Here is a 16,217-nt window from a genome sequence, read left to right as displayed (position 1 = left end):
GCGCGCATGAGATGTCGACGTCGTGGATACCTGACAACCGGAGTTCAGCAGGGAGGAACCGTGCTCAATCGCATCACGTCGCTGATCGAGCAGACCGCCGAGTCGGTGCTGACGATCGTCGGCATCCGGGTCGGCACCGAGGAGCCGGCACATAGCAGCGAGCGCATCGCGGGAAGCGTCGAATTGCGGCGCTACGACGCGCGGATCGCTGCGGAGACCACCGTTGCCGCCGGGGAGGCCGACGAGAACGAGGCACGCAGCGAGGGCTTCCGCCGACTTGCCGGCTACATCTTCGGGCGCAACACCTCCGCGGACGGCCGCTCGAACCGGGTCGCGATGACGGCACCGGTGGCGCAGTCGACAACGGGAACGAAGATCGCGATGACCGCCCCGGTCGCGCAGGCCGCGCAGGACGTCGAGGTGGGCGTCGGGTGGGTGATCCGCTTCTTCATGCCGTCGGCGTGGACGCTGGACACGCTGCCCACGCCCATCGACGACCGCGTCCGGCTGGTCGAGGTGCCGCCCCAGGCGTACGCGGTACTGCGCTTCAGCGGTGACCGCGGCCCCAAGACCGTGGCGGCGAAGACCGCCGAGCTGATGGACGTGCTGCGCCAGTACGGCTTCGAGACCGACGGCGAGCCCGCCGCATGGTTCTACGACCCGCCGTGGACGGTGCCGTTCCTACGGCGCAACGAGATCGCAGTGCCGGTCAAAGCCTGACCACTCTGGGGCGATCTCCGCATTCCGCTACGCGGCACCCGCTCGTGCGGGATCATGCGCGGCAAATTTCACCACCCCGCATTCATCGTCGAGGCGTTCTCCGCGTGCCTTGCCCTGGTGAGCCGTCGACCGTGGGCTGACGGCGGCGTCGGCGGTGCTCCACATCGGTGACTTCAGCGAAGTTGGCTCGTCGCCTGCACGTTTGACCGGCACCGCCCGCCGAGGCCGCGCGCCGCGGGACGCTCTTCGTGAGGTTGGCTAACCACCTCGGCCCGCGCCGTACCCGACCCTTGACCACGACAAACATGCATGTTTGTATATGCGCGAGCAAACCATGCAGCGACACCCTGCTGTGTGCTTTGAAAGCATTCGGCCACGGGGGAAGTCATGGGTCACAGCAGGTACGTCGGTCGCGTCGGCGCTCTCGCAGTCGCACTGGGAGTGGGATGGGCGACGACACACGGCGTCCCGGTCGCCGTCGCCGAGCCGGCCGCGGACACGTCCTCCGGCCCGAACTCCACCGGATCGACGGAATCCGCGGACGGCCCGTCCACGGCGAGTTCTGCCACCTCCTCGACCACGACCGGTCAGACGACGTCGAGCGCCGCCGCCACCGGAGGCACGACCACGACGTCCGCAGCCGGAACGTCGAGCACCACATCCACCTCCGGAAGCACGTCGCCGACGTCCTCGGTGAGCAGCTCCGGTGGTGCGTTGACGTCCGAGCGCGTCACCGGCGAGAAGGCCGACGACGCCGAACCATCTGCGCCGTCGACCTCGCCCGAACCGACGGACCCGACGTCCGGCGCCGCCGACGGCACGGAGTCGGCCACGCCGTCACCGCCGGCCCCGGCTCCAGCTGACGGCGTCGCCCCGACACCGACCTCCGAGGAAGCAGCGCCGACCACCTCGCCGACGTCCACGATCCCGTCGAGCGAGAGCGCACCTCGCAGCGCACCGTCACCCCTGACTCGCGGCGATTCCCCGGCACGCGCGACCGCCGCCGCGACGGCCCCAGTGGCCGTCCGTCCGGACACCGCAGCCACCGCTCGCGATTCCGTTGCGGCGCAGACGGTGACGGCGAGCCCCGCGGCGGGCGCGTCCACTGCAATGGCTCAGACGGCGACCTTCACGGTCGTGCCCGCCGCTGCGCCCGTCGACCCGCTGCAAGCCCTTGTGCGACTGCCCGGCACCTTCCTGAACGCCGCGGCCGGACTACTCGCCGTGGCGCTGTCGCCCCTGCTCGCCCCCGGTCCGGCGGCGCCGGCGCCGCCGCCCACCCTGTTCGCCGTCCTGGCCTGGGTGCGCCGCGAGATCGACCGCAATTTCTTCAACTCCGCCCCGACGGTCGCCTACACCGCGACGGGCAACAGCCAGGACGTCAACGGAGCCGTCTCGGGACGCGTCGTGATCACCGATCGGGACGGCGACCCGGTGACGGTGTCGACGTCGACGCCGGTCAACGGCGGCAGCGTCGTCGTACGGCCCGACGGCACCTTCACCTACACCCCGACCGTCGAACTGGCCCGCACCGGAGGCGTCGACTCGTTCACGCTGACCGCCACCAGCGCCGGAACGGGACTGCACCTCCAGGACGTCGGAGCGGCGCTGGCACGCCTCGACCTCGTCGGGGCGCTCCTCGCCCTCACCACACCACCTGCGACGCGTCGAGTGATCACCGTCGCCGTCACGCCGATCAACCAGAACCCCATCGCTCGCGACGATGCCTTCTCCGTCGACGAGGACACTCCCTTGACGGGTGACGTCTCGCTCAACGACGCCGACCCCAACCAGGGCGACACCCGCAGCTACGGCGTCGTCAGCTCCACCACTCAGGGATCCCTCGTCCTTCGCCCCGACGGCACCTTCGACTACACCCCGTCGGGGAACTTCTTCGGCACCGACTCCTTCACCTACTCCTTCAGCGATCGTGCCGGCGCCACCGCGACGGCCACGGCGACGATCACCGTCCGGGCCGTCAACGATGCGCCGGTGGCCGCGCCCGGCCCGCAGTCCGTGGATTACGCCACCGGAAGCGTCACGGGCACCGTCGGTTTCACCGACGTCGACAGCCCGACCCTGACCTACACCGTGACGCAGCCGTCGTCGGGTCGCGTCACCTTCGACGCGGTCACCGGTCGGTACGTCTTCACCCCGACCGTGGCCGACCGCCTGCAGGCCAACCTCACGCCGGGCGCCGATTCGCGCACCTTCACCATTACTGCCTCCGACGGTGCGGCCAGCACACCGATCACCATCACCGCCGAGATCGACCCGGCGCGCCTCGTGGTCGTCGACAGCATCCCGACGGGCTCGAGCATCATCGACGTCGACGCCACCGCCACGCGGGTGTACGTCATCGGCCGTGACGGCGTGCTCAAGACGATCGATCCCACCACCAACACCGTCGTGGGCACACTGCAGATCACCGGCGTCACGGAGACGGAGTACCTCGACGCAGGCAGCGACGGCCGCGTCTACGTGTCCGCGGGCAACGGCGGCAACGGGACGGTGGTCATCGTCGACACCACTACCGGCACGCAGACGCCGGTCCGGGTCGGCGGCACGGCGCGCGACCTCCTCGAGGTCACGCTGCCGAGCGGTGAACGCCTCGTCTACGTGACCACCCGCGGCACCAACGCCAACCGCGTGGCCATCATCGACCCGACCGACGTCACGAACGTGCGGTACGTCGACCTCCCGGGAACGGTCGGGCCGAACAACATCGCCGCAAGCCCGGACGGCCGCTACGTCTACGTCACGCGCAACACCGGCGGCGCCGGCCTCGCCGTCATCGACACCGCCACGAACACCGTCGTCGACGAGCGAGCACTCGGCACCAATCCGACCGGCCTCGACGTCAGCGCCGACGGTCGTCACGTCTTCGTGACGAACAACAGTGGGACCACGCTGACCATCGTCGACACGGTGAGCGGAACCCAACGGGAGGTGGCCCTCGGTGCGGCATCCCGCGGCGTCCGGGTGAGTCCGGACGGGTCCGTTGCGTACGTGACGCTCACCAACGGTCAGGTCGCGGTGGTGGACACGGCGACGGGCGCGACCATCGGCGCGCCGGTGCAGGTCGGCCAGACTCCCCAGTACGTGGCGTTTACCCCCGACGGCACGGCCTTCACGTCGAACTTCACCGTCGGGTCCGTGTCGGTGCTGAAGGTGGTGTCCGCGAACGTGAACGCGGCACCAATCGGCGTCCGCCCGCCCACGGTGTCGACCCCGAACGTCACGACGGGCGTCGTGACGGGCACGCTCGGAGTGACCGACCCCGACGGCAACGTCCTGAGCTACACCCCGACCAGCGGCAGCACCACCAAGGGCACCTTCACCGTCGGCGCCGACGGCACCTTCACCTACCGCCCCACCGACGCCGCCCGCCACGCTGCCGCCGCCGTGGGCGCACCGTCGTCGACGTCGACCGACTCGTTCTCGGTGACGGTCGCCGACGGACTCGGCGGCACGCGCACGGTGACCGTCGTCGTCACCGTCGGCAAGCGCAACGCAGTCCCCACGTCGACCGGCGCCACCGCGGGCACGCCCGCCGCCGATGGTCTCGTCACCGGCAACCTCAACGTCACCGACGCCGACCGCGATCCGCTCACCTTCGTGGCGAGTACGCCGACCCGCGGCTCGGTCACCGTCGCCGCCGACGGGTCGTTCACGTACCGCCCGACGCCGGCCGCGCAACTCGCCGCGGTCACCGACCCGACGGCACGCACCGACACCTTCACGGTGGGAGTATCCGACGGCTACGGCGGATCGATCACCGTCCCGGTCACGGTGACCATCAAGCCCGTGAACGTGGCTCCGGTCCTCGGCCGCGACGTCTTCACCGTCGACGCCGGCAAGCCGCTGCAGGCGAGCCTCGCCACCAACGACGTCGATGCCAATGGGGACACCCTCACCTACGCGTTCGTCGGGCAGCAGGGTTCCGGGACGTTGACCTTGGCTACCGACGGCTCGTTCACCTTCACCTCGAACGCGGCGGGAACGACGGTGATCGCCTACGACGTGTCGGACGGCACGAACACCGTCAGGGGCTCGGCGTCCATCGTCGTCGTCGCCGTGAACGCCGCTCCGGTGGCGGGCGACGCAACGTTCACGACGCTGCGCGACACCGCCGTGTCGGGCACGCTGACCGTGACCGACCCCGACGGCCCGCAACCCCTCTTCAGCGCCGCCGGCACCACCGCCAATGGAACGGTGGTCGTCTCATCGAATGGTGCGTTCACCTACACACCGCGATCCGGTTTCGTGGGCGAGGATTCGTTCGTCTTCACGGTGTCCGACGGCTCGTCCAGCGACACCGGCACGGTGACCATCACCGTCACGCCGCCCGTCATCGTCGACCCAGCCACCCCCGTGACACTCGGCTCGCCCACCACCGGATCCGCCGCCATCGACGGCGCGATCAACACCACCCGGCAGGGCCTGATGTTCTCCGTGGCATCGGCTCCCACGTACGGCACGGTGCGACTGGCCGCCGACGGGACCTTCACCTACACACCCGATCCCGTCGACAGGCTGGCGGCGTTCGCGACGGTCGGCACCGCCGACGACGTCGACGTGTTCACCATTCGGGTGAGCGACGGCGTGTCCTCGCAAACCGTCACGGTGACACCATCGGTGTCCCCTGCACCCGTCGCGGCGATCTTCGGAACGCCCACCGGATCCACCATCGTCGGCACCCCCTTCGTCGACGCCGATGCGGGCGTCGCCTACGTCACGGTCCGCAACGCCGCCGGAGCCTACGCGCTCGTCATCGTCGAACGCGGCGGTCAACCGCGCGCCGTGGCACTGCCGGGCACGCCGATCGGCGAGCCGTCATCGGCCGGCGACAACCTCTACCAGTACACGCGCTCGGCTGATGGCTCTCATGCCGTGACGCTGGTCGGACCCACGGGCGCGATCTCGACGGTGCTGCCCGGTGAGCCGACCGACACCTTCGTCGATCAGGCAACCGGAACGGTCCTGGTGGTGTCGGCTCCTACCGCCGAGACGCACGCGGTCACCGTCGTGTCCCTCGCGGGCGCTTCGACCGTCGAGCTGGCCGAATCGACGCCGATCTTCCGACAGACCGATGACGGCAGCCTCTTCGCGTTCACGAACAGCCAATTCGGCTACACCTCCGTCGTCGTCATCCGCACCGACGGAACCACCAGCACGGTGCGACTGGGTGGCTCGCTGGTCGATGCGGCCGAGGTGCAACGCAACACGCTCGCGATCAGGACCATCACCGGGGCGGGCACCCAAGCGCTGATGGCCCTGAAGTCCGATGGCACCTCGCGGGTCACCACCTTCAGCGGCACGCCCATCGGCGACGTCGTCGGCAATCCCGACGGCTCGTTGGACGTCTACTCGGCCACCGTGTTCTCGGACTTCAGCGCCGACTGGAGTGTGGCCATCGAGAAGACGACGCTTGCGGCCACGGGCAACGTCCACCCGTCGACGACCGTCACCCGTACCTCCTTCACCGGCGCGCCCGATCGCTCGACGATGCAGGTGGTCGGTTCGGTGATCACCGTCGGCTACACCGACACCGCCGGCAACCCGGCGACCGCGGTCGTCGTGTACCGCGACGGCACGATCATGAAGGCGACGCTACGCGGATCGGCCATCGACGGACTGGGCGCGTCCATCGCCCCGATCGTCGACGACTCCGGCACGATCATTCAGTTCACCACCCTCCCTGGCACTTCCGGTGAGCGCACGTACCGTGTCTCGATCATCGGGTCGAGCGGTCGATCCCTGACGGTCTTGAGCACCGACCTGCCGGGTGCACCCGTCGGGCAGCCCGTCGTCGCATCGTCGGGTGTCGCCTACGTGATCAGCGACGCCGGCCGCACCAGTTGGCTGACCGTCCTGAATTCGTCGCTCACGACGCTGCCCACCGTCGCCGTTCCCGACGGTCTGCGACCCGAGGACCTCGCCACCGACGCGACGAATCGCCGCGTTGGCTTCGTCGTCGCCGACCCGACGTCCTCGACGTACGTGTATCGCACGGTCGACGAGAACGGGACGGTACGGAACACGCTGCTCGGCGGCGCACCCAGGAACGGCGTCGTCGTCGACTCCGTCTCCGGGGCAACGTATCTCACGGTACGGACGGGATCGACCGATGCCGTGACCGTCATCGCGCCGGATGGTACGGCGCGGGTCGTCGGACTCCCCGGGGTCGTCGTCGACGGGCCGGATCTCGACGCAGCGCCCACCGCGGTCTACGTCGTCAGCCGGGACGCCGCGGGCAACGTCGCGGTCACCGTCGTGGGTGCTAACACCGCAGTGAGCACCGCGATCGGTCTACCCGGTGATTCCTTCGTGGACCCGGCCAGTGGCGCGTTCGTGATCGCGCACCGCATCGGCAACGACTACCGCGTCACGGTCGTCCAGCCGGACGGAACGGCGACGGTGATCGGGCTGCCGGGCCGACCCGTGGGCTCCCTCGTCGCCGGATCCGATGCGTACTACACGACGTCGGTGAGCGGCAGCACGACGACGGTCACCGTGGTCCGTGCCGATGGCACGTCACGGACGGTCACGGTGCCCGGTACCGCCACCGTGTCCACGGTGGTCGACGCGACCGGCGCCTACCAGCAGACCGACGCCGGTGTCTTCCTCGTCGACCTCGCCAGCCCGACGTCCAACGGCTCCGTGACCGTCTGACGCGCGTTCCGCTCCGGTGGCTGCAGCGCTGGCCGCGGTCGTTGACGACGCAAAGACGTTCACTCACAACGCTTTGCAACGATGACCGGTCTATGATCGCCGGGTGGCACGTGCGACGAAGTCCGTCTCCGCCCGGCCTGCACTGGACCGGCGGACGATCGACGCCGACGTCATGGAGAGGCTTCCCGCCGGCCGCCACCACATGACTCGCGACGAGGTCGCTGCACATCAACGGCGAAGGATCTTCGAGGCGATGGCAACGGTGATGGCGGAGAAGGGCTTCGCCAACACGACCGTGTCCGACATCATTACCCGTGCCCACGTCTCCCGGCCGACGTTCTACGAGTACTTCTCCTCGAAGCAGGACTGCTTCATGGCGGGATACGCACGTCTGCAGGAACGGATGGTGGCCACCGTCGTCGCGGCGCCCCGCGGCGGAACACCGATGGAACGCTTCGAGGTCATGCTCGGCGCCTACCTCGCGGCAATCGCCGCACACCCCGTGACGTCGCGCGTCTACCTCGTCGAGACGTATGCGGCAGGAGCGGAGGCCATGCAACGCCGATTGCGCATGCAAGGGGCGTTCGTCGATGGCGTGGCGGCGGTCTTCGCAGCACGGAGCAAGCGGGACGTCTTCGCGTGCCAGTCATTGGTGGCCACCACCTCCACCCTCGTGACGCAAGCGCTCATCGACGGCGACGTGGCGGGCGTCCTGGCACTGCACGAACCCATCCTCGCGCTGGCTGCGAGACTCCACCTGGACCGCAGCGTCGCGAGGGCGACCGACGCACGCCTCTGAGAGGATCAGGGCTTGACCGGGTGCCGGCTGAGGATCGAGACCCGGTTGAAGGCGTTCATCGCGGTGGCCACCCAGATGACGGCGGAGAGTTCGTCGTCGGTCAGCACCTGACGGGCACGGCCGTACTCGCGATCGGCGATGTCGTGGTCGGGCAGCGTGGTGGTGATCTCGGCCAGGCGCAGCGCCGCCTGCTCGCGGTCGTCGAAGAGGTCGGTGTCACGCCACACCGAGAGCGTGGCGAGCTTGGCGACGCTGACCCCCGCGGCCGACGCCTTGCGGATGTGCACCTCGAGACACGTCGGGCAGCCGTTGATCTGTGACACCCGCACGTTGAGGAGTTCGACGAGGTCCCGGGTCAGGCCCGCCGCGGCGGCGGCGTCGCCGACGCTGGTGGCCACCCCGACCAGCGACTTGTAGTTCGACGGATGCTGCTTGTCGATGTAGACGTGCTTGGTGTCCATCACGCGCCTTCTGGTCGATACGATCGGCTGCGATCGTACGTGGGCCCGAGGAGCATCATGCCGTTGACCGACAAGACCGGTGCACCCGTCGAGGTGGTCCGCCGCGAGGGCGACTACGCCGTCCTCGTCGACGGAAATCCGGTAGGCCTCACCGCCTTCGCTGACCGCGACGGTGCGCGGATCTTCTACCACACCGAGGTCGACGATGCGTTCGGCGGACGCGGCCTCGCGACCATCGTCATCGCCGAGGCGTTGGCGGCCACGCGCGGCGACGGCCTGCGCATCGTGCCGGTGTGCCCGACGGTCGCCGCGTACGTGAAGAAGCACGACGAGTACGCCGACGTGGTCGACCGTCCGACGCGCGAGGTCCTCGCGTGGCTCCGCGAGCGCGTCGGCGCGCCGGACCTCCGCTAGGCCACCCGGCGCGGGTGGTCGGCCTCCCACTGCCGCTCGACGCGCACCACGCGGTGGTGTTCGAGCGCGACGAGGACTCCACCGGCGGTGACCAGCGCACCGGCGATCAGCCCGAGCGGCAGCTGCAGGTCGAACCGTCCGTACGCGGTCGCCGCGACGAAGCCGGCGATCATCGCCGTGCCGAGCCCGATCAGGATGAGGCCCGGCAGCCAGAGCGTGTCGATGAACGATTCGCCCGCCCGCGGTTGGCAGGTCCGCGCATGGTCGATGGGATCTCGATGTGCACCCTTCATGGGCATCTCCCTTCGCGAGGATGCCTTCAGGATACGCTCGTTGTGATCCACATCACATGACGCGATCGTGACGCTACGTCGCCAACGCCTGCCGGGCGTAGGCGCGGACGTCCGCGTCACCGTCGTCGAGCGCCCCGGTCAACGCGGCACGCGCCGCATCCTCCGACGCCGCCCAGCGCGTGAGGCTCAACACGGCGGCCTTGCGGACGTCGAGGTGCGGGTCGGCGAGCGCCCGGGACAGCGGCGGTACCGCGGCCGACGGCGACGGCGCGCCGGCCAGGGCGCGCGCTGCGCCCTGGCGGATCTGCCACGCCGAAGCCGCGAGCGCCCCTTCGACCGTCGCGGCGTCGGCGTCGTCCCATCCGACCGCACCCAACGCCGCCAGCGCCGCGGCCCGCACCAGCGGATCGGGGTCGTCGGCCAGACCGCGAACGGTGTCGACGCCCGTACCCAGCGTGCCCAGGCCGTTGGCGACGGCGATGCGAACCTCGCGGTTGGCGTCGTCGCGGGCCCCGGCGACGCCGGTGGCATCGTCGACCGACACCAGCGCGCGTACCGCCTCGATGCGGACCCGGTGATCGGCGTCGGCCAGCGCCGTCCGGTAGCCGCCGGGGTCACCGGCGCGGCGCGAGCTGAGGACGTAGATCGCCGCACCGCGGACCATGGCGTCGCCGGAGTTCAGCAGCGGCGCCACCGAGGCCGGCTCCGGCAGCACCTCCACCAGTTCACGGATCGCGTCGGCAGCCACGCGGCGCACCTCGCCGGACGGATCACCCAGCGCCGTGACGAGCGCCGAACCGTAACCGTCGCAAAGGTGTTCGGTGAGCACGTCGACGGCGGTGCGGCGCACGCCCGGATCGTCGTCACCTAGATACGGCGTCAGGTCGTCGATGGTGGGCTCGTCGAGTGCCAGCACCGCAGCGATGCGCGGTGACGGCGGCTGCACCGGACCGCTGTCGATGCGCGACCGCTCCGACGACGGCGCCTGCCCGCCGACCAGCTCCGGTTGCGCGACGACCACGGGCTCGGTCTCGGCGCTCGGGATGTCGTCGAGACCGGGCACCGGCACGAAGTACGGGGCGACGGGGCGCTTGAGGAACTCCATGTCCCCGTCGGCGGTCTTGCGGAGGTTCAGGTGGTAGCGCCACTCGACGTCGTCGCGCTCGGGGACGTCACTGCGGTCGTGGTAGAGCCCCCACCGTGATTCGGTCCGAGTGAGGCTCGACCGGGCGGCCATCTCGGCGCAGTCCCGGATGAATGACACCTCGACCGCGCGCATCAGCTCATGCGGCGTCCGCGCCCCGATGCCGGCCACCTCGTCGCGCATCCGGTCGAACGTCTCCACGGCCAGGGACAGCTTCGAGGCGGTCTTCGGCGGCGCGACGTAGTCGTTGACGAACCGTCGCAGCTTGTACTCGACCTGTGGCTGCGGCGGGCCGTCCGGGTGGCGCAGCGGCCGGTAGATCAGCTCGTGCGCCGCGGCGATCTGGTCGGCGGGCAACGCATCCGGCGCGTCGGCGGGTGTGGTCGCCGCGTGCGCGCCGGCCAGCTCGCCGTACACGAAGGCGCCGATCATGTAGTTGTGCGGCACGCACGCCAGGTCCCCCGCCGCGTACAGCCCGGGGACGGTGGTGCGGGCGTTCTCGTCCACCCACACCCCCGACGCGGAATGACCGCTGCACAAACCGATTTCGGAGATGTGCATCTCGATGTCGTGCGTGCGGTAGTCGTGTCCGCGGTTGGCGTGGAAGGTGCCGCGCGTCGGGCGCTCGGTGGTGTGCAGGATCCCCTCGAGCGTCGACAGCGTCTCGTCCGGCAGGTGGCTCACCTTGAGGTAGATGGGCCCGCGCGCGGACTCGATCTCCTCCTTCACCTCGGCCATCATCTGCCCGGACCAGTAGTCCGAGTCGACGAACCGCTCACCTTGCGCGTTGACCTGGTAGCCGCCGAACGGGTTGGCGACGTAGGCGCAGGCCGGTCCGTTGTAGTCCTTGATGAGTGGGTTGATCTGGAAGCACTCGATGCCGGAGAGTTCCGCGCCGGCGTGAAAGGCCATCGAGTAGCCGTCGCCGGCGTTCGTCGGGTTCTCGTAGGTGCCGTACAGGTAGCCCGATGCGGGTAGGCCGAGCCGCCCGCACGGGCCGGTCGCGAGGATCACGGCCTTCGCGCCGACGACGACGAATTCACCGGTGCGGCTGTTCAGTGCGGCTGCGCCGACCGCCCGGCCCTGGTCGGTCAGCACGCGGACGGGCACCAGCCGGTTCTCGATGCGGATCTTCTCCCGCATCGCGCGTTGCCGCAGCACCCGGTACAGCGCCTTCTTGACGTCCTTGCCCTCGGGCATCGGCAGCACGTACGAGCCGGAGCGGTGCACCCGGCGCACCGCGTACTCACCGTGCTCGTCCTTCTCGAACTTGACGCCGTAGCGCTCGAGCCGCTGCACCATGGCGAAGCCGCGGGTCGCGGTCTGATAGACGGTGCGCTGGTTGACGATTCCGTCGTTGGCGCGGGTGATCTCGGCGACGTAGTCCTCGGGCGTTGCCTTGCCGGGAATGACGGCGTTGTTCACGCCGTCCATGCCCATCGCCAGCGCGCCGGAGTGCCGGACGTGGGCCTTCTCCAGCAGCAGCACTCGGGCGCCGTGCTCGGCGGCCGTCAATGCGGCCATGGTGCCGGCGGTGCCGCCGCCGATGACGAGGACGTCGCAGTCCAGGCGGATGGCGTCGTCGAGGGAGGGGATCTGCATCAGGAAACGAGCTCCGAATAGTCGAGGGCGGCGATGACGTCGGCGCGCAGGGCGGTGCGGTTGGTCGCCGCGTCACGCGGGGAGGGGACGTCGAGCAGGGCGCGCAGTGGCTGCCCGGCCCGCCCAAGGACGGCGATCCGGTCGCCAAGGAGCAGCGCCTCGTCGACGTCATGGGTGACGAACACGACGGTGGTCGGGTGCGCCCGCCAGGTGTCGATCAGCAGGCGCTGCATGGTCGTTCGGGTCTGCGTGTCCAGCGCGCCGAACGGCTCGTCCATCATCACCGCGCGCGGCGCCCCGGCGAGTCCGCGGGCCAACTGCACGCGCTGACGCATGCCGCCCGACAGGCTCTTGGGCAGGTAGTCCTCGAACCCGGTCAACCCCACGTCGGCGATCCACTTCAGGGCTTCCTCGCGGCGACCCTGGCGGGGTCGGCCGGCCAACTTCAGGGCGAGGTCGACGTTCGACCGCACGGTGCGCCACGGCAGCAGCGCGTTGTCCTGGAACACCATGGCGCGGTCGCGCGACGTGCCGGTGACGCGGACCCCGTCGGCGAGCACGTCGCCGCCATCGGGCGACAGTAGGCCGGCGAGCGCCCGCAGCACCGTGGACTTGCCGCAGCCGGACGGGCCGGTGAGCACCAGGATCTCGCCGGGCGCCACGGTGAGGTCGAGCCCGTCGACGACGGGCGCGCCGCCGTAGCTCAGGGTGACGTCGTGCAGCCGAAGGGCCATGCCGCTCATCGCGTATTCTCCTCGGCCCGCGGCAGCCACCGCGTCACCCGGCGGCCGAGGAGTTCGACGGCCGCCGAGGTGACGAACCCGAGGACGCCGATGGTGATGATGCCGACGAAGACGTCGGGGTAGGCCAGCACGGTGTAGGCCTGCCACGTGCGGTAGCCGACGCCGAGGCGGCCGGAGATCATCTCGGCGGAGATGACGCAGATCCAGGCCACGCCGATGCCGACGCTCAGGCCGCCGAAGACGCCGGGCAGGATGCCCGGCAGCACGACCCGGCTGATGACGTCCCACCGGCTGCCGCCGAGCGTGCGTACGGAGTCCTCCCACAGCGTCGGCAGCGCCCGGACCGCGTGCCGGGTGCTGACCATGATCGGGAAGTACGCGGCGAGGAACGTGATGAACACGATGCCCGCCTCGTCGGTGGGAAACAGCAGGATCGCGACGGGCACGATCGCAATCGCTGGAATGGGTCGCGCCAGTTCGGTCAGCGGCCCGAACACGTTGGCGAACCTGGGTGACCGCCCCAGCAGGATGCCGGTGACCACGCCGGCGACCGCCGCCAACGCGAACCCGGTGAGGATTCGGATGAGCGACTGGCCGAGGTCGAGCCAGTAGTCCTGCGTGCCGAGCCGGGCGCCAAAGGCGTGCACGATGTCCGTGACGGTCGGCAGCGTGTCGAAGCGCAACCAGAAGCGAACGTCGTTGACGGTCAACACCTGCCAGAGTGCGACCGCGGCGGCGACCGACGCCACGCGCACGGCCCAGGCTGGCCAGCTCCGGCGGCGGGCGCGGGTGACGGGGGTGACGGCGACCGCCGGCTCGGCCGGGGTCAGAACTGCCGGGGCGGCAGTCACACCGCACCTGCCAGGGCCTGCTGGTAGTCGACGATGGCGGCGCCGGGATGGGCGGCGGTGTAGCGCTGCGCACCGGCGGCGGTGTCGAACGGCAGATGGCGCTGCCCGTCCTTCACCCAGACCGACGCGTCGGCGAACCAGCGCGTCCCGAATTCGGTGTCCGGCACGTAGGCCGCGCGGACGGTCTTGCCGTCGGCGGTCGCCTGGCGGATGGCGCGCAACAGGCAGTCCGGGGTGGCGGCCGGCTGGGTGGTGTTCGCCCCGTCGAGCCATAGCTCGCCCGCGAGCTTCGCGTCGGTGACGGCGGTGCCGCAGACGGGGTCTTGGCCGCGCAATGCCGACGGGTTCGCGGTGCTCTGCACTGCGGCCTGGTAGTCCTGCCCCCTGTCGGCGAACGCCTTCTGCAACGGATCGCTGTTCACGAAGCCGTCGACGTTCAGGTCGGCAAAGTCACCGATCGACTTCAGGTAGGGCACGTCGCCCTTGAGCGCATCGATCAACGAGGGCTTGAGCGTCGTGTCGAAACTCGTGCCGCCGGGGCCGTTGTAGAGGTAGACGACCTCCTGCGGCAGGCCGCTGCCGTCGGCGACCAGCTTGGCCGATTCCAGCGGGTGCTGGTTGAGGAACTCGGTTGCGTCGAGTTGGGCCTGCAGGAAGGCGTCGAGCACCTCGGGGTGCTGGCCGGCGTAATCGCGACGCACGACGACGCCGTGCCACGTCGGGTAGTCGCCCTCGGCGCCGTCGTAGAGCAGCTTGGCCTTCTTCTGGAAGACCAGCAGGCCGGGCCACGCGACGAACTGCGAGAGCGCCTGCGCCTGGCCGGATTCCAGTGCCGACGCCCCGACCTGGGGCTGCTGGTTGAGGACCTCGACGCCGGTCTTGGGGTCGATGCCGGCGTTGTCGAGCGCGCGGACCAGCGTGCCGTGGCCGGCGGAGCCGACGCTGGCGGACACCTTCTGCCCCTTGAGGTCGGCGATGCTGCGAGCGGCCGAATCCGGGGTGACCACCACCATGTTGAGCGCGCCGGTCGGGCTGTAGCCGGTGGCGGAGACGAGTTCGGTGCGGGCACGCTCGTTGGCCTGCGTCTTGGACCCGTTGATGAGCATGGGGTAGTCGCCCATGGAACCGATGTCGATCTTCTCGGCCACCATCTGAGCGGTGATCGGGGCGCCGGTGTCGTAGTCCTGCCACTCGACGTCATAGGTCTTGTCGGTGCTCTTGCCGAGGTCGTCGAGGCGCTTCTCGAGGAAGCCCTTGGCCTTGAGCAGGGTGCCGGCGGTGACGGTGTTGATGGTCTTGGACTGGTAGCCGATGACGACCTTCACGGTGTCGGCGGACTGGGTCTGTTCGTCGAGTGAGCAGGCGGACAGCGAGGTGACGGCCGTGGCGGTCAGCAGTGCGGCGAGGGTGCGTTTCATGGTCGTTCCTGGGCTAGCGGATGAGGTAGGGCATGTTGACGGTGACGGCGCCGGTGGGACAGCGGGCCGCGCACGGGCCGCAGTACCAGCACTCGTCGACGTGCATGTACGCCTTGCCGTTGTCCGGGTTGATGGCCAGGGAGTCGAGCGGGCAAATCTCGACGCAGAGGGTGCAGCCCTCGATGCAGAGCGATTCGTCGATGGTGACGGGGACGTCGACGCGCTGGTTGACCTGGGCCATTTTTCTCCTCTGACTAGGTTGCCGCGCAGCGTGATTCGGTCGCCGCGCATGCGGATGTACTCGAGGTCGACGGGTCGGCCGTCGGCCAGGTGGGTGAGGCGTTCCAGCAGCAGCAGGCTGGCGGTGTCGGGCACCTGCAGGATGGCTGCCGAATGCGGTTCGGCGGGAACGGCTTCGACGGCCAGGCTGGCGTTGCCGAGACGCTGGCCGGTGACGTGCTCGATGAGGGCGAAGACGTCGTTGCCCTCGAGGTCGTGGTCGAGGACGTCGCGGCCGATGTCGGGGGCGAGGTAGGTCATGTCGAGGCTCAGCGGCAGGTCGCCGAGGTAGCGCAGCCGCTCGATGAAGACGACCTGTTCGCCGGGCTGCAGCCGGAGCTTGGTGGCCACCGACGGCGGGGCGGCGACCGTCATCGCGGCGCGGACCTCGTTGCGGATCTCGCCGTACCCCTTGAAGGTCTCCTTTAGGCCGGTGAGCGCGTCGAGGCCGTGGTCGTACTTGCGGACGGCGACGTGGGTGCCCGTCCGAGGTCCGCGGTCGATCAGACCCTCGTCCTTGAGCGTCGCGAGCGCCTCGCGCACGGTGTTGCGGCTGACGAAGAACTCTTCGGCGAGGTCCTGCTCGGTGGGCAGCCCGTCGGCGTACCCACCGGCGTGGATCTGGTGGCGGAGCACGTCGGCGACGAGGCGCGCCTGGTCGGCACGGGGCCGGCGGATCGGCGTCGGATCTCCGGCGCTCTCGGGTGCGGCCACGGTCACCTCCCCTGGGCTGTTCGGCATGTGACTGACCTGGTGCGGAACGGTATCCGCGCTGCTCGCAGGCGTCGGGCGGATCGAGCGACCAGCGCTCCGGGTCA

At 69.9% G+C, this 16,217-nt stretch carries 12 protein-coding genes and 1 pseudogene; 4 read left to right on the top strand and 9 right to left on the bottom strand.

Annotation, left to right across the window (positions count from 1 at the left end):
- Positions 1 to 60: 60 nt before the first annotated feature.
- The gene (locus FZ046_RS10900) at positions 61 to 720 is read left to right on the top strand and encodes an SOUL family heme-binding protein (RefSeq protein WP_070351318.1); all 660 of its coding nucleotides are present in this window, start codon (positions 61 to 63) and stop codon (positions 718 to 720) included.
- Between the two features lie 587 nt (positions 721 to 1,307).
- Here the strand turns inward: FZ046_RS10900 and FZ046_RS10895 are convergent.
- Complete coding sequence (locus FZ046_RS10895; protein WP_125939655.1) at positions 1,308 to 1,757, bottom strand: hypothetical protein; 450 nt, start codon at positions 1,755 to 1,757, stop codon at positions 1,308 to 1,310.
- A gap of 100 nt (positions 1,758 to 1,857) precedes the next feature.
- Between FZ046_RS10895 and FZ046_RS10890 the strand changes: the two genes are divergently transcribed.
- Entirely contained in the window at positions 1,858 to 7,395 is a 5,538-nt protein-coding gene (locus tag FZ046_RS10890; protein WP_149484246.1) for a beta strand repeat-containing protein, read from the top strand.
- 103 nt (positions 7,396 to 7,498) lie between these two features.
- Entirely contained in the window at positions 7,499 to 8,194 is a 696-nt protein-coding gene (locus FZ046_RS10885; RefSeq protein WP_246182963.1) for a TetR/AcrR family transcriptional regulator, read from the top strand.
- 5 nt (positions 8,195 to 8,199) lie between these two features.
- Here the strand turns inward: FZ046_RS10885 and FZ046_RS10880 are convergent, their stop codons facing one another.
- The gene (locus FZ046_RS10880) at positions 8,200 to 8,655 is read right to left on the bottom strand and encodes a carboxymuconolactone decarboxylase family protein (protein ID WP_070351314.1); all 456 of its coding nucleotides are present in this window, start codon (positions 8,653 to 8,655) and stop codon (positions 8,200 to 8,202) included.
- 57 nt (positions 8,656 to 8,712) lie between these two features.
- Here FZ046_RS10880 and FZ046_RS10875 point away from each other — a divergent pair, with 57 nt between their 5' ends.
- Positions 8,713 to 9,069 (top strand): GNAT family N-acetyltransferase, encoded by a 357-nt coding sequence (locus FZ046_RS10875; RefSeq protein ID WP_070351313.1) that lies wholly within the window; start codon positions 8,713 to 8,715, stop codon positions 9,067 to 9,069.
- On the opposite strand, the gene usfY is transcribed toward FZ046_RS10875, so the two are convergent.
- The 7 genes and pseudogenes from usfY to FZ046_RS27395 all read right to left on the bottom strand — a co-directional run.
- Positions 9,066 to 9,362, bottom strand: coding sequence for a protein UsfY (usfY, locus tag FZ046_RS10870; RefSeq protein ID WP_070351374.1), 297 nt, complete (start codon positions 9,360 to 9,362; stop codon positions 9,066 to 9,068). The two genes, FZ046_RS10875 and usfY, sit on opposite strands and share 4 nt — an antisense overlap.
- Before the next feature lie 73 nt (positions 9,363 to 9,435).
- Positions 9,436 to 12,108 carry a fumarate reductase/succinate dehydrogenase flavoprotein subunit gene (locus FZ046_RS10865; protein WP_070351312.1) on the bottom strand — a complete coding sequence of 891 codons (2,673 nt, stop codon included), beginning with the start codon at positions 12,106 to 12,108 and terminating at the stop codon, positions 9,436 to 9,438.
- Positions 12,108 to 12,851 (bottom strand): ABC transporter ATP-binding protein, encoded by a 744-nt coding sequence (locus tag FZ046_RS10860; RefSeq protein WP_070351311.1) that lies wholly within the window; start codon positions 12,849 to 12,851, stop codon positions 12,108 to 12,110. The genes FZ046_RS10865 and FZ046_RS10860 overlap by 1 nt, the downstream gene beginning before the upstream one ends.
- Positions 12,848 to 13,606 carry an ABC transporter permease gene (locus tag FZ046_RS10855; RefSeq protein ID WP_246183027.1) on the bottom strand — a complete coding sequence of 253 codons (759 nt, stop codon included), beginning with the start codon at positions 13,604 to 13,606 and terminating at the stop codon, positions 12,848 to 12,850. The genes FZ046_RS10860 and FZ046_RS10855 overlap by 4 nt, the downstream gene beginning before the upstream one ends.
- A 92-nt stretch (positions 13,607 to 13,698) precedes the next feature.
- A complete protein-coding gene (locus tag FZ046_RS10850) occupies positions 13,699 to 15,120 on the bottom strand; it encodes an ABC transporter substrate-binding protein (RefSeq protein ID WP_070351310.1) in 1,422 nt (473 codons plus the stop codon).
- A gap of 13 nt (positions 15,121 to 15,133) precedes the next feature.
- Positions 15,134 to 15,361: a 4Fe-4S dicluster domain-containing protein gene (locus FZ046_RS10845; protein WP_070351309.1), complete on the bottom strand. Its 228-nt coding sequence runs from the start codon at positions 15,359 to 15,361 to the stop codon at positions 15,134 to 15,136.
- Positions 15,362 to 15,369: 8 nt separating this feature from the next.
- Positions 15,370 to 16,140 (bottom strand): annotated as a pseudogene (locus FZ046_RS27395) (GntR family transcriptional regulator); the annotation flags it as partial.
- Positions 16,141 to 16,217: the final 77 nt, after the last annotated feature.

The sequence above is a fragment of the Mycolicibacterium grossiae genome (genome assembly GCF_008329645.1).
Taxonomy (GTDB): Bacteria; Actinomycetota; Actinomycetes; order Mycobacteriales; family Mycobacteriaceae; genus Mycobacterium; species Mycobacterium grossiae.
The sequence above is the reverse complement of the archived record's forward strand: the minus strand, read 5'-3'. Positions and strand labels throughout refer to the sequence as shown.